Genomic DNA, 14,705 nt, shown 5'->3' with positions numbered 1-14,705 from the left:
GCTATTGGCTAACAGTTCCTACTGCCAAGCCTGTAGTGGACTTTCACCACCAAGTTATCGCCCATGCCGGGCGCACATAAGAAAACGGGATCGCCGAAGCATCCCGTCTTTTGCATAAGCACCCGTAAGTATTAGTTAATTTAATAAATTTACTATAATCATTAATAGAATGGATAATGAAATGAAACCAATCATAAAGTATCCAAAGTATTTTAATGGTTTTGGTAACTTGTTTATCTTAGCATTAGAAGGGTTACCAGCATTTCCTTCAATCTCGTTAAAATGGTCTATTGCATCATTAAATGGTTTATTCTCATCTTTCATACAACCACCCCTTTACAAAATAATAACATTATTAAGTCCTATACATTGGGATTATTTGTATTATTTTCCTGAACTAACCTGCCGAGGTACTTCAATTTGAAAAAATGCGTCTCTACTTATTGTGGAAACGCACCCGTTACTTTAAGTGAAAACCTTCGCAATATCAAACAAATAAAAATCCCCCGCCTTTCTTTTTTACATTCCTTCCTTGTCTAATCTGCTTCGGCAGCTCAATAAAAAAACGGGATAGCTGCAGCTATCCCATCTCTAACATAAGCCCCCTTTAGCGACAGAAGCTAAATTCAAATACTCAGTATTGGTGCTGCCAGAGTAACGAAATTTCTTATCGTTTATTTATACGACTTTCGTCACTCGTCTATCAGCGCAAATCGATGGCGTATAATACCTTGTCATATCGCATAGTACCAACAGCTACAAACCGAGGTAAACGCCCGTATTCCGTGAATCCCAGAGATCTGTACAACTTGGCAGCACGCTCGTTGTCACCACGGAAATCTAGGGTTAATACCTCAATTCCAGTAGTGACCCCTTCCGAAATTAACTGACTTACAAGCTTTCGCCCTAAACCACGACCTTGATACCGCGGATCGACTGCTACTTTTTCGATGTCGGCATTTGGGCGATGAGTCGGGCGATTATAGCGCCTCCAGTATCCGAGTCCTGCAAGGTCTGGTCCGACCCAAACTGAAAGTAAGCACGCATCGCCGCGCTCACTCACGACGGACAACTCCCGAAGCAGGGAGACCACCTCGTCCGTTGAGGGTGGGTCGACCCATCCGAGTGCCGCACCGTTTAAAACGAGGTTCTGTAATAGCTGCGCTGCCCTCTCGATAAATGCAAAGTTTTGAATATCCCCAACATCAATTGCACGTAATATAATCGAATCTTTCACGCTACTCCCCTCCATCATACTTTTATGATTAAGCAGATTGTACCATTAGTGCTCGCATGGGAGCACTAATTTTTCTCATTCCTGCCTAGTTGTGGAATAAGAAAAGAGTTGCCGCATCAACCCTTTATTAAATTCTTGCACCTGTTAGCTTAAGTACAATCCTTCACACTCTCTTCGTTAATAAACCAAAAAAGCCATGCTTCTTTAAGTAACCCAGTGATGATGACTTCTTTAATTAAGCTTACTAGCTTGCCTAGACGTTTCTCTTAACCAGTGGACGAATTTCAAATGCATAAACATGAATATCCATAAAGGAACGGGTAGGAAATAGCTGAGTGCCATCATTTCCAATGTGGATAATATAAACCGAGGAACGATAAGTTAAAATATTAACTATGATGCCTGTGATAGCTTTAAAAAACCGTCGGTAGATGGCCAAAAGTATAAAATTAAAATGTCCTTAAACATCCATCATTTATGTTAAGCTGATGCCTTTTTACTTTTTATAACTTTTATAGCTAGGTAAACTAAAATGAAAAATACAATAACTGCAACAAAATAAGCAATAGGATGTAAGAAGTTTTGAATGTTTCCCCAGTTTTTCCCTAACATATATCCTACATATGTTAAGAATCCAGACCAAATTACACTCCCGATTGCTGTATAAATTAAGAACTTCCCAAGGGCCATACGGGCAATTCCAGCTGGTAAGGAAATAAATGTACGAATAGCAGGTAAAATACGTGAAACAAATACAGTGATTTCTCCCCGCTTGTCGAACCATTTTTCAGCAGATTCCAAGTGTTTTTTTGACAAAAATACGTACTTCCCGAATCTTTCGATCAATCTTTTTCCACCCCAATATCCCAGTGCATAGGCAATTAAAGAGCCGATGATATTGCCAAGTGTTCCAACCAAAATCACGCCTACCATATTTAAATGCCCTGTTGAAACTAAATAGCCCCCAAAAGGCATGATGACTTCGCTTGGAATTGGTATACAAGCACTTTCCAAAATCATTCCTAAAAGGATGCCCCAATATCCAATTGAATTAATCCAGTTTATTGCTATGTCCCCTAATTGATGTAAAATGCTCACTGCAATTCTCCCTTATATTAATGAAATGTGTATGGTGAAAATTTAGACAATAAATATATAACAGTTTGCCATAAAAAATGCAATTTATAGCATATACATTACTCAATTTTCAATAGAGCTTAATAGACAGTTAACATAGGGTTAATTGATTCTTAATAATTACTCCAAAACAATATCGTATAGTTTAAATTGTTAATTATGACTTCAATCGAAAAAGGAGTATTAATAATGATTATTTTCAAAAATAGAAATGAGGTTTTCTGGAAAAAAATTACTAGTGGTTGAATTAACGAGGTTGGGGAACACAGGAAAACTGGTGTAAATAAATACAGCAATGAACAATAATCTCTTTGGATCATTAAAATTATGGCAACTACTGTTTGAGAGTCAGCGGTATTAAAGTTAAGTTTGCGGAAAACCACTTTAAGAAAGGAAATTACGTATGGAAACGAACCAAAACAAAATGAAAATTTTACTTAACAAGGTACCAGAAGTGACGATTTTCTTCTGGATTATCAAGGTTTTATGTACCACTGTTGGTGAAACATTTGCTGATTTTCTTAATTTCAATCTAGGACTTGGTTTAACTAACACTACCATCATTATGGGAATCGCTTTTTTCATTGTGTTGTTTCTTCAATTTAGAGCAAAGAAATACGTTCCAGGCATTTATTGGCTAACAGTTGTTCTTATAAGCGTCTTTGGAACATTGGTAACAGATAATTTGACAGACGGTATTGGAGTACCTCTTGAAATTAGCACGGGGGTATTCTCCGTACTACTAGCATTAACATTTCTTTTCTGGTATCTAAGTGAAAAAACTCTCTCAATACACTCAATTTTCACAAGGAAAAGAGAAGTTTTCTATTGGCTTACCATTCTCTTCACATTTGCACTCGGAACTGCAGTCGGTGATTTATATTCCGAACAACTCGGTCTTGGTTATCTGAATACAGGGATAACAGTCATTATAATCATTGCGTGTATTTTCGTGGCATGGAAAATGAAACTTGATGGTGTACTAGCATTTTGGATTGCGTATATTTTGACTCGTCCTCTAGGAGCATCAATAGGAGATTTCCTTTCTCAACCAAAAGTTAATGGCGGGTTAGGGTTGGGTACTACTGTGACAAGTGTCATTTTTCTTGTAGCTATCTTAGCGATTATAGTTTTTCTCGCTGTTACAAAAATTGATATAAATGCAAAGAGCGAAACAGGGAAAACAGGCCCAACAAATGGAAGTAAGAAAAATGTTATGACCCAAACCATTGCGGCACTGTGTATTTTCTTAATTGTTGGTATAGGCGGTTATGTGTGGAGAAGTAATGCTATAGCATCTCAAACAGTTACTTCACAAGCTTCATTAGGAGGACAATTAACAGGATTTATTAAAATTGAAAATGATATGTTGACGGAAGTAAACGCAAATAACTTTAGTTCGGCTAAAACAAGTGCGGATGATTTAGAACATCAATGGGACACATCAGAAGCCAAGCTTAGAAAAATCGATGGCACCACGTGGACTAAAATTGATGGTACGATTGACGTTGTATTAGCAGCTACTCGTTCGGCCAATCCAGATGCGAGCAAGGGTAAAGTTGCACTAAACAATTCGCTCAGCGTCCTAAACACCGCAAATAAATTATCTGCGAATGCTTCTTCAACAACATTAGTTGGACAATTAACAGCTTTCGCTACAATTGAAAATACTATGCTAAAAGATGTTAACTCCCATAACTCTTCTTTAGCGAAGAAAAGTGCGGATGATTTGGAACACCAATGGGATTCAGCAGAGCCTAAACTTAGGAAAATAGATGGTACCTCCTGGACAAAAATTGATGGAACCATTGATGTAGTGTTGGCTGCAGTTCGTTCATCAAGCCCTGATGTTAGCAAGTCAAAATCTGCACTTACCAATTCGCTCAGTATCATAAATGATGCAAATAAATAGAAAATCCTTGGGAAACGCAAAAGCGGTTCCCTATTTTTTGAGACAACCCCAATTTAATTGTCAAAAGCGAAAAGCCATTGTTAAGAGCATTTAAAGAATGTGAAAGATTACACTTAAACCAGTCTGCCACTTTAGTGCATAAGAAAAACTGTCAAAATGACAGGTTGAATAGAAAATAATATATAAAGAATTGATTGGACATATAATGATGAATTTTTCTAAAGAACTTGGATTAAAATTTTAACGGTCACAAATTTAAAGTATTTATTTGATAATATGGTAGGTCATGGTAAAGGTTTAAAAGTTAAGGAGCTGAAAATGAAGATTTCAATAATAGACCTTATTTTCATTTGTTTAGGTTTTTTATATGGTACGTATGAATTATTTATAAACCCGATTTATCGGTTAAGTTATGAATTTACTGGAGCCTTATCCATTGTTTTATCAATATGGGTGTCTATATCATGTATAAAATCACGGAAAAAAGAAACTAAGTAAAAATTAAATTTAATAAAATGTAATGTTTTACAATCCCGTAGCTTTGAATATTAAGGTGGGTTATTGAATGCCCTGCTGTTTACGATGTTAGTGCGTACATCAACAGAACTCAATACGCAAAAAAACCTGAATTAGATCAATAAAATATATAAAAGGCATGAGAATTTATCATGCCTATACAACCTATTTCTTTAAATGATATGGTACCCGATGTACTCCTGAAACAAGAACAATTGTGATAACCCTGTTTCCTTTAGGCTTTAGAGTGTTAACATCAATCTTTAACTGATGAAATGTTTTGATCATGATGGTAATTGGGCTAATGAAGCGAATATGATAAGTGGTATCACTATAAAACAACCCACGCTCCACTTGTAAATTTGGTAACTCCAAAGATGACAGCAACAATGGTGGTGATTACTGCACCCACTGTATTAATCGCTAATATTATTTTCCAGTGTGGTCCTTTTACTCGCTTCCAACGTGCTGGAAATCAGCTTCTGGCAAACGTTCTTTAATTACTTTTTATGAAATAAGAAAGCTTTCTCAACCTTTTCGAAAAAAAGACTGTTTTAAAAAAATTCACTTGTTCCATATTACTCTCCCCAGAGGAAATCCTTTGCTGTTAATTTTACCATCTTGATCAACTCAATCGATAGTATGGCATTGATGGTTGCACCGCATTTAAGCAGCCTTCATGTGTAGCAAATGAATTCATCGCAGCAGCTGACTATTGATATGGCAAACATCCCATAATGGTGTACTTACCCTACCTGGCGTTTAAATTGTTTACTAGCGAAGAAGTAAGCGATGACCATAATGCCGACGCACCAGGCAAGCGCGATCCAGATACTGTTGCCAACAGACCCTTCATACAAGAGGGCACGAATCGCATTCACGATTGAAGTCACGGGCTGGTTCTCAGCGAACGCACGGACAATTTTGGGCATGGTTTCGGTGGGGACAAAGGCCGAACTGATAAAAGGCAAGAAAATTAGCGGGTACGAGTAGGCTGTCGCCCCTTCCATAGACCTCGCTGTCAATCCGGGAATGACCGCAAGCCATGTCAAGGCCAGCGTAAACAACCCGAGTATCCCAGCTACCGCGAGCCAATCCAGGATATCAGCGCTGGAACGGAACCCCATCAAGAGCGCGACGAGGATCACCACCACGACAGTAAGCGCATTGGAAACAAGTGAAGTTAACACGTGAGCCCATAATACCGATGAACGCTTGATGGGCATGGTAATGAAACGCGCCATAAGCCCGCTCTTTACATCAGTAAATAGCCGTACGGAAGTGTAAGCGACTCCGGATGCGATCGCCATCAGCAAGATTCCCGGCAATAAATAATTGACGTAGTTGTCTGTGCCTGTCTCGATGGCGCCGCCAAATACATAGACAAACAGCAGCATCATCATAATCGGCGTAATCGCCACCGTGATAATCGTATCCGGGCTGCGCATGATGTTGCGCATTAAACGTCCTAGTAATACCCCTGTTTTGTTTTTCATTTACAACTCCTCCTTTTTGCCGATGATCGCGAGGAAAATTTCCTCCAATGTCGGCTGCTTCTCGATATACTCCACTTTCGCTGGCGGGAACATCTTTTTGAGTTCAGTAAGAGTACCGGTCGTGATGATTTTTCCACCATGTAAGATGGCGATCCGGTTTGCCAGTTGTTCGGCTTCCTCCAGGTACTGGGTCGTCAGCAAGATGGTCGTGCCGTCGCCCGCAAGTTCCTTGATGGTACCCCAGACTTCATTCCGCGCTTCGGGATCAAGCCCGGTGGTCGGTTCGTCGAGAAAAATGACTTCCGGGGTACCGATCAGGCTCATGGCGAGGTCAAGCCGGCGTTTCATCCCGCCGGAATATTGGGCCGCCCGGCGGTTGGCCGCATCAGTCAGGCTGAATCTTGCAAGCAGATTGTCGGCGACTTGAGCGGGATTGGAAACTCCCCGCAACTTAGCGATCATCATCAGGTTTTCCCTTCCTGTGAGCATGCCGTCTAAGCTAGAGAACTGCCCTGTCAGGCTGATACTCTGGCGAACATGGTCCGGTTGACGCTGGACGTCAAAGCCGCAAATACCTACTTCGCCGCCATCGGGCTTCATCAGCGTTGAGAGGATGTTGACCGTCGTCGTCTTGCCCGCTCCATTTGAGCCCAACAGTGCGAAGATTTCACCACGCTGCACCTCAAAATCGACCCCCTTTAAGACTTCCTTATCTTTAAAGGTTTTCTTTAACCCTTTTACAGAAATCGCTGCATTACTCATACTTTTTTCCTCCTTATAAAATGCGCATTGCGGAGCCAGATTGCCTATACCCTCCTACTTAGTCTGACTGATAATCAGTATTACTAACTACCGAGTTAAAAATAAAACTGAATAGTGAAGGTGACACATTACATTAGTTAACAGCTATTCAGTAGGAATTATCTATTGAATTTACTTTTTCCCTATCGCTTCATGAAACTCAGATTCAAATCTTCGCGATACTTGTCGACAAAGGTTTTAGCGTTTGCCACTAGTTCGTCGGCAAAAGAAGCCAAGTCGTCCCCAGTGACGATTTGAGTCGTGAGTGTCGATGCTAGGCGAAAATCCACTAGGATTTCGCCGTTAGCCACGACCAATTGTATCGTTCAACTTCTTGCGATACTTATCCTTCCAAGTTTGCTCATCCTTCACTAGCTCGTCGCAGAAAGCAGCCACGTCCTCGCCCGTAAGGTCAGTGACTTTCTTGCCTCCCACTGCTCCTTCCTCGAAGAGGTCGAGAATACCGCCAAAGATACGGCTGCTGTCCTTCCAGTCGGTTGGACCACCACCAGCAGTCCACATATATTTTTGGATAGCTTTGTAAGCGTTGCGGTACTCACTTGGAAGTGCTTTCGCACGCGCCTCCATCGCCTTCCATTCTCGTTTGTCATCCAAACTTCCGATAATTTTTTCAAAAATACTCATTTTATTTCTCCTTTTAATTTTATTTTAGTTTTAAGTTCGTTCATTTTACTTGAAATGAATTCCCATTTTTTCCAAAACATTTCAAGTTGACCTTGACCAGCTGCATTGAGTGTGTAAAATTTTCTCGGCGGTCCCATATTAGATGGCTTTTTCTCGATGTCCACCAAATTATTTTTCTCAAGCCGCATGGTAATCGTATAAACTGTGCCTTCAACCACATCAGTGAAGCCAAGTTCTCGCAGCTGTTGCGTGATTTCATAGCCGTAAGTTTCGCCACGGCTGATGATTTCAAGCACACAACCCTCAAGCACCCCTTTCAGCATTTCCGTGATATTTTCCAATTCTTTACCTCCATTTATATTTTACTTATATTTTTTTCAGTACTCTGTAACACAGGTATTTTGTGTTACTGATATTCAGTGTTGCTTACTACTAGTATATAGTATTACTAAATAGCTTCTCTTGTCAATAAAACTTTTCGTCAAAAGAGCCCTTTTTGGTGGACTTGATTTACATGATAAAGTGACCAAAATGATGATAGTAATACAAACGTCTCGACTTCGCAAAAATAGCAGGCGACTATTTAGTTACAAACACATTGAGTAATTAATTTGATGCGTTTGTATATTTTAGGGATAGGATTATGAATAAGTTTGTGAAGAAATGTACTTAAATTAAACTGCCCCGTTACTTCAATAAGAAAAGCTGCCTAAATGACAGCTTGATCTACAACTCTTGCACCCGATAGTTTAAGTGTAATACTTCACAATCTTGCTCCGACACAAACAAGGGCAGTAGTCCACCTCTAGTTCCTAACAAGAATAAGGTTGACGGGGTTCCTTCCTTTTCAATAGCAAATCTTCCCCTTAAAGAGATCTTTCGTTGAGAATTAAAACAAGTTGAATAAAATTAATCCCAACTTTACTTCCAGACACCACATTTTATGAAGCTTTTAACATTAAATAGGCTTTTAAACCAGTAACAGTCACCTAAAAGTAATCATATTTTGTTGAAGAGAGTACACGGAGTATCTCTTAATTACACATTACTGACAAAATTCCTCCGTTCAAATCTCTTGTTAGATGTCAGTTTAACCTAAATTAATAAATAAACATGGGAGGTAAAAATGCTCAATTTTCATAATGAACTTCAAACTTTAGGAATGGATAATTTCCAAGTTGGTCAGTTAATTCCTATGGGTGCTCAGAGTCAGGATCCGAGAATATTTGGCGGTATGCGTTGCGGTGGCATGATGGGCGGCGGCATGCGTTGCGGTGGCATGATGTGCGGCGGTATGCGTTGCGGTGGCATGATGTGCGGCGGCATGATGTGTGGTGGCATGATGGGCGGCGGCATGATGTGTGGTGGCATGATGGGCGGCGGCATGATGTGTGGTGGCATGATGGGCGGCGGCATGATGTGTGGTGGCATGATGGGCGGCGGCATGATGTGTGGTGGCATGATGGGCGGCGGCATGATGTGTGGTGGCATGATGGGCGGCGGCATGATGTGTGGTGGCATGATGGGCGGCGGCTTTATTTAGTTGTTTTAGCTGTTTTGTAGGTTGGTAAATCTTCAACAAAAAATTGCTTTTTTATGAAAAGAAGTGTCCCCGCATGAACTGTCGCATGGGCACTTCTTTGTTGTATATGATATTGGAAATATTATAGTACATTATATATAGTTTACAATTGTTAAGACTAGGATTTCATTCTTTCGCTAAACTGCCCCATTAGTGGAACAAGCAAAAAAGGCTGCCGCAGCAGCCCAATCTTATTTGACTCTTGTAATAAGATTTTTCAAACATTTTTAGCTTATTTAATACCCTTTTATAAATAGCAAAATATGCTTTTATATGCTCTCTTCTTATCTTCACACTTCCTTTTCCAAGACCATCCCAATCAAGGTGAATATGATAAAAATTAAACCATGACTCATTATCAAGTTCCAGATGAAAGCTATTTACTTTTCTCCATATTTTATGGAAATATCTCTTTTTCCCACGAAATTTTTTCATATTATTCCTCCTATTTAAACTCTCCCAAGCCGTTACCCCAATAAAAAACAGGAATCGCCGCAGCTATTCCATCGTTAACATAAGCACCCGTTAGCCATCCATGTAGCGCAAAATCAGCGCTGCACCACAGAGAATGAAAATGGCTAAGACCGTCTATACTGTTTTAATGCTGGCGAAGAAGGTCTTTGAACTATGGTGCCTTTGAGCCCATCCGTTAGTCTGACTCCAACGACCACGGTGTACCACCGACTGTCGCACCCTTTAGGGGTAGCACTCATGGGAGATTAATCCTTTTTCTGGTTGTTGCGCCAGCTTTAACTGATTTCAGTTTAAGTAGAAAGGTTGCACAAGTCGATCTACCAGCCAATCTTATATACGATCCTTCAAGAGGCTCAGCCTTTTTTTAAAAACTGGTTTTTCTGGGTCTATTTTTTCATGCCCTTATTCAGTTTTTATTTTCATGGGAGTTTAAGTGTAATACTTCACATATTATATTTATTCAGACATGCTGTTCCGTTTATTTAAGAAGGTATTCAACAAAAAAAGGGTGGTAATCCTTCTAGGATTAAACGCACCCCAATGGTTAAAGAAGAAAACAGTCTAACTATTTTGTCAAACTGGATTTAGTCATTTACGATTTTAATATCTTTTATTGGATAATAAACAACATTTGTTGTCCCTATTACCTTTTTCAATGGTATCGCTCCAATAGCACGGCTGTCTTTGCTTTGCCTTCTGTTATCTCCCATTACAAACAAACTATCTTTAGGGACAGTATCACTACCTACTGCGGTTTCCTTTAAAGTGAAGGAGTCTGTTAATGTTCCTCCATCTTTTAATGAATTTTTGTATTTTTCCAAGTAAGGTTCGTTGTAAGCTTTCCCATTTATATATAAAACATCATTTTTATATTCAATTCTGTCACCTGGGAGTCCGATTACGCGTTTTATGTAATCCTTATCTTCTGGAGCATGAAACACAACAATATCAAATCTTTTCGGTTCTCCGATTTTTGTTACAATCATACGGTCCTGGTCCTGAAGAGTAGGGTTCATTGAAGCACCGTCAACAACAATCGGCGTAAAGAAAAAAGAGCGAATAATGACTGCTATTGCAAGTGCACCTATTAAGGCTTTAATCCATTCATACATTTCATTTTTCTTCTTTACCATTTCTCGACCTCCCTAAATATTCATCTGTTTCATATCCTCATTTTACCATATTTGTTTGGGTATATGTTTTTTCTTAAGCTATCCTGCCCCGTTACTTGAAGAAGAAAAAAAGCCACCTTAATGGCAGCTGGATCTGTAACTCCTGCACCCGATAGTTTAAGTAGTTTACTTCACAAACATAATATTTAGTGTTTTTTACCAACCCCCAAATATTTTACTCTGTGTATGACATTCTTATCTGCCCACATTCGATGGCGATGCAAATTATGCAGTCGGAGAAATATCATATAAAATTAATCCTTTTTTCAGCTTACTTTAATAAATAAAGAGGCTATTTATTGTAATTTAAAATAAAAATGAAAGGTGAATGCAATTTAAATGTCTACTACAAAAGAAATCGTAAATTCGTCAATTAACAAGATTCCTCAATTGACACTCCTATTCTGGATTATGAAGATTGCCGCCACAACATTAGGAGAAACAGGCAGTGATTTAGTTACTGTACCTGGAACAGAAGATAATTACATAATCCCATTTCTGATTTTCATTGGTGTATTTGCTATCTTTTTAACCATTCAATTGTTTGTTAAGAAATATGTTCCTCCTGTTTATTGGACTGTTATTTTATCAACAAGTCTTGCAGGAACAGCATTTTCTGACTTTATGGACCGTTCATTAGGGCTAGGATATCTGAAAGGGTCTCTGCTATTAGTAAGTTTGCTGGTGATTATTTTTTTATTTTGGTATTTCACAGAGCCAACATTAAACGTTAAGAGTATAGCAACAAAACGAGTTGAAATTCTATATTGGATAGCCATTCTAGTTTCTAATACACTAGGTACAGCAGCAGGAGATTTTTTATCGCACAAAGCTTCAGGAGTCGGAACGTTAGCTGGTGGTGGAAATTATCTGGAACAAGGTTTAGGACTTACAATTGCTCAAGGCGCTATGGTCACAGGTGGGTTAATATTAATCGTTCTTTTAGCGTATTGGTTTACAAAAATAAATAGAGTATTTTTATTCTGGTTAGCATTTGTATTGACTCGTCCTTTCGGGGCAACGTTCGGTGATTACTTGATTAAACCTCACGAAAAAGGTGGACTAGGTTTAGAAAATGGTACAGAAATCGCTTCCGCTATTTTATTGGCTATTCTCGTAATCTGCATTATTATTCAGTTCACAACAAGTAAATCGAGAATAAACGAATCTAATCTCCAAGTAGATTAAAACTTAAAAGACATACAAAGGGCCAATCTAATGAGTCCTTAAAAAAGCATGGAAAGGAAATAAGAAGTTTTTCTTCCCGTGCTCTTTTTTTGTTTATGCTATTTTTTCAATATTTTATTACAAATTCACCTCGCATTAAAATGTACCCATATTATATTTCCTCCGACATCTAATACGATTGTTTTATCAAAATCAATCTAAAAGAAAAATATTCCTTACTATAAATAACTTTCCTTTCTTCCACGATCCTGCCCCGTTTGTTCAACAAGAAAAAATGACTGCCGCAGCGATCATCATCCCTAACATAAGCACCCGTTAGTTTTATAACGAAAACCTTTTCTACCCACTAAAAAATGACCATAAAGCAAAAACTCCAATAGCAATTGGTATAAGTGCTTCTTTGTCTTAAATTAGAGCAAGTACTAACCAATCAAAAAATTTGAATGAGAAGAAATTACTTTATACAATACTAATAAATAAATAATCAATCCCATTGGTTATTTTAATAAGGAGGAAATCTCTTGGAGAAAATTAAAAGTCTTGAAACATTTGAACAAGTGGTCTCTAATGAAAAACCTGTTATCATAAAATTTTTTGCAGGTTGGTGCCCAGACTGTACTAGAATGAATATGTTCATCGATGATGTCATTAAGGATTACAGTCAATATGAGTGGAACGAAATCAATCGTGATGATTTTCCAGAACTTGCTGAAAAATATTCTGTAATGGGAATCCCAAGCTTGCTAATCTTCAAAAACGGAGAAAAGCTTGCCCATTTACATAGTGCTAACGCAAAATCTCCAGAGCAAGTAAGAGAGTTTTTGAACGAACAAAATAAATAATTAAAGGTATACGACCAGATAATCTTGGTCGTTATTTCATTTTAAGCACCATAATCTCTCACAATCTTGCTCTACAAAAATAAAAAAGGTTGCAACCCCATTTTTATAACGAGTTGTAGTTCATGTTAATAGGGTGTGGATGTTGTAGAATCCGTTTTCTTATGAGCTAAAGGACGGAAATTATTCCATATTTTAGGTTCAACTATTGAAAACAAAGTAAAAAATTAGACATTTAATGTCAATAAATTGTTACAGAAAAAGGCCATATTCGCTCTTATTTTATGGTAAAATATGGTTGTTTATGTTAAAGGAGGAGAAAGCGAATGAACGAACTTTTATTTAAGCAATTTGAAATGACAAGAGAGTACTTCATCAAGATCTTAGGGTCTATTTCCAAGGACCAAACAGATCTCCAGCCAGGTGGTTTCAATAACACAATTCACTGGCATACTGGTCACGTTTTGACAGTTACTGAACAAACCATGTTTGGTTTTCCTCATGCAACAACCCATCTTCCCACAAACTATATGGAATTGTTCGGGAACGGTACGAAACCAGCTGATTGGACAGGAAATGTACCTACTATGGATGAACTTATGGTACAGCTAAAAGATCAATTAGCTCGTCTTCAGCAAATTTCAGCTGAACAACTAAACAACACTTTAGAAACACCATTCCTGGGATGTAAAACCTTTGGAGAACTGGCGTGTGTAACGCTGATGCATGAAGCTGCCCATATGGGACAGGTTCAAGCAATGAAGCGAATAATTGAACATATGGGTGTAAAAAGCTAATTTTGATAAGACGCTTTTAAAAATATTCTCGATTTTTCTACAATCAGATCCCATCCCCTTTTATCTAAAGGAACTGGGGCTTTCGCATTTATCGTTTGTGGAAAAAAGCTAATGACGATTGTTCAACTAACCCGCCCATTTAGTTCCATAAGAAAAGCTGCCTAAATGACAGCCAGTTCTGTAACTCTTGCACCCGTTAGCTTAATATGATAAATAATTTTTATACTTAAAAATATAAAATATCCTATTGGTAAAATTACCCTTTCCTTCTGATAGAATTTCACAAAGGAAAATTTTAAGGTCTATAGAAGTCATTGAAGTTGCTCCGCCAGCGGTGAATACAGATTTTTTAAACGGTGCAGGTCTGCCTGGAGAACCATTAGATGAATTCGCAGACGGCATTTTCAAAGAATTAGAAGAGGGTAAAAACGAAATCGGATATGGTACTTCTGTGAATCGCTTACGTATGTCACGGGATGAAATCGACGAATACGTCGAGAAAATGTACCAAGCAACGAAGAACATAATTGAGTAACCACCACTTGTGAAGAGTTACTAAATTTTTTAAATGCTTTTCAGAAAATCATTTATTTAAGAAGACAGTTGTATTTTAAATGGACCATATTGGGTAATAAATAGCAAAACTCGCCAAAGATGTTTATGGCGAGTTTTCTTTTTAAAGTTATCCAATTTCTTCTTCCACTAAACTGCCCATTTAGTTGAATAGAGAAAAGCGTCTCCACTTTTTGTAGAAACAGCACCTTTAGTCATAATGAACGAAACGGCTCCCATCGCTTAACGTAGGTTGCACTTGGTCATAATGTTACTACCCAAAAATAAACCAAGTGTAGAGCTACACACGAAAAGGAGCCGTTTAATATGAAGGATGTACAAAAATTTGTTGGTTTA

Annotated in this window: 13 protein-coding genes and 2 pseudogenes; 6 read left to right on the top strand and 9 right to left on the bottom strand. The window is 38.3% G+C overall.

The genetic code is table 11. The features are described from left to right. Positions 1-135 precede the first annotated feature (135 nt). From E2K98_RS28725 to E2K98_RS28715, 3 genes are all read right to left on the bottom strand, one after another. Complete coding sequence (locus tag E2K98_RS28725; RefSeq protein WP_133340227.1) at positions 136-324, bottom strand: amino acid transporter; 189 nt, start codon at positions 322-324, stop codon at positions 136-138. Between the two features lie 379 nt (positions 325-703). Next, positions 704-1,237: a GNAT family N-acetyltransferase gene (locus tag E2K98_RS28720; protein ID WP_208025444.1), complete on the bottom strand. Its 534-nt coding sequence runs from the start codon at positions 1,235-1,237 to the stop codon at positions 704-706. A 480-nt stretch (positions 1,238-1,717) separates the two neighbouring features. After that, entirely contained in the window at positions 1,718-2,335 is a 618-nt protein-coding gene (locus E2K98_RS28715) for a DedA family protein (RefSeq protein ID WP_235824964.1), read from the bottom strand. Positions 2,336-2,777: 442 nt separating this feature from the next. Between E2K98_RS28715 and E2K98_RS28710 the strand changes: the two genes are divergently transcribed. Next, complete coding sequence (locus E2K98_RS28710; RefSeq protein WP_133340225.1) at positions 2,778-4,286, top strand: COG4705 family protein; 1,509 nt, start codon at positions 2,778-2,780, stop codon at positions 4,284-4,286. 1,262 nt (positions 4,287-5,548) lie between these two features. Here the strand turns inward: E2K98_RS28710 and E2K98_RS28705 are convergent. From E2K98_RS28705 to E2K98_RS28685, 4 genes and pseudogenes are all read right to left on the bottom strand, one after another. Continuing rightward, entirely contained in the window at positions 5,549-6,298 is a 750-nt protein-coding gene (locus tag E2K98_RS28705; RefSeq protein WP_133340223.1) for an ABC transporter permease, read from the bottom strand. Then, positions 6,299-7,060 carry an ABC transporter ATP-binding protein gene (locus E2K98_RS28700; protein WP_133340221.1) on the bottom strand — a complete coding sequence of 254 codons (762 nt, stop codon included), beginning with the start codon at positions 7,058-7,060 and terminating at the stop codon, positions 6,299-6,301. Between the two features lie 182 nt (positions 7,061-7,242). After that, positions 7,243-7,744: pseudogene (locus E2K98_RS28690) on the bottom strand (DUF1048 domain-containing protein). After that, the gene (locus E2K98_RS28685; protein WP_133340217.1) at positions 7,741-8,085 is read right to left on the bottom strand and encodes a PadR family transcriptional regulator; all 345 of its coding nucleotides are present in this window, start codon (positions 8,083-8,085) and stop codon (positions 7,741-7,743) included. The pseudogene E2K98_RS28690 and the gene E2K98_RS28685 overlap by 4 nt, the downstream one beginning before the upstream one ends. A gap of 785 nt (positions 8,086-8,870) precedes the next feature. On the opposite strand from E2K98_RS28685, the gene E2K98_RS28680 reads away from it, so the two are divergent. Further along, positions 8,871-9,287 carry a heterocycloanthracin/sonorensin family bacteriocin gene (locus E2K98_RS28680; RefSeq protein ID WP_133340215.1) on the top strand — a complete coding sequence of 139 codons (417 nt, stop codon included), beginning with the start codon at positions 8,871-8,873 and terminating at the stop codon, positions 9,285-9,287. Between the two features lie 189 nt (positions 9,288-9,476). On the opposite strand, the gene E2K98_RS28675 is transcribed toward E2K98_RS28680, so the two are convergent. Together E2K98_RS28675 and lepB are read right to left on the bottom strand one after the other, a co-directional pair. Continuing rightward, positions 9,477-9,761 carry a hypothetical protein gene (locus E2K98_RS28675; protein WP_133340213.1) on the bottom strand — a complete coding sequence of 95 codons (285 nt, stop codon included), beginning with the start codon at positions 9,759-9,761 and terminating at the stop codon, positions 9,477-9,479. A gap of 623 nt (positions 9,762-10,384) precedes the next feature. Beyond that, positions 10,385-10,933 carry a signal peptidase I gene (lepB, locus tag E2K98_RS28670; protein WP_133340211.1) on the bottom strand — a complete coding sequence of 183 codons (549 nt, stop codon included), beginning with the start codon at positions 10,931-10,933 and terminating at the stop codon, positions 10,385-10,387. A gap of 378 nt (positions 10,934-11,311) precedes the next feature. Between lepB and E2K98_RS28665 the strand changes: the two genes are divergently transcribed. From E2K98_RS28665 to E2K98_RS28650, 4 genes and pseudogenes are all read left to right on the top strand, one after another. Then, positions 11,312-12,160 (top strand): COG4705 family protein, encoded by an 849-nt coding sequence (locus E2K98_RS28665; RefSeq protein ID WP_133340209.1) that lies wholly within the window; start codon positions 11,312-11,314, stop codon positions 12,158-12,160. Between the two features lie 521 nt (positions 12,161-12,681). Beyond that, entirely contained in the window at positions 12,682-13,002 is a 321-nt protein-coding gene (locus E2K98_RS28660) for a thioredoxin family protein (protein WP_133340207.1), read from the top strand. 323 nt (positions 13,003-13,325) lie between these two features. Beyond that, positions 13,326-13,796 carry a DinB family protein gene (locus E2K98_RS28655; protein ID WP_133340205.1) on the top strand — a complete coding sequence of 157 codons (471 nt, stop codon included), beginning with the start codon at positions 13,326-13,328 and terminating at the stop codon, positions 13,794-13,796. A gap of 301 nt (positions 13,797-14,097) precedes the next feature. After that, positions 14,098-14,331: pseudogene (locus E2K98_RS28650) on the top strand (short-chain dehydrogenase); the annotation flags it as partial. Positions 14,332-14,705: the final 374 nt, after the last annotated feature.

The organism is Bacillus salipaludis (assembly GCF_004358205.1).
This window is presented reverse-complemented; position numbering and strand designations above follow the sequence as displayed.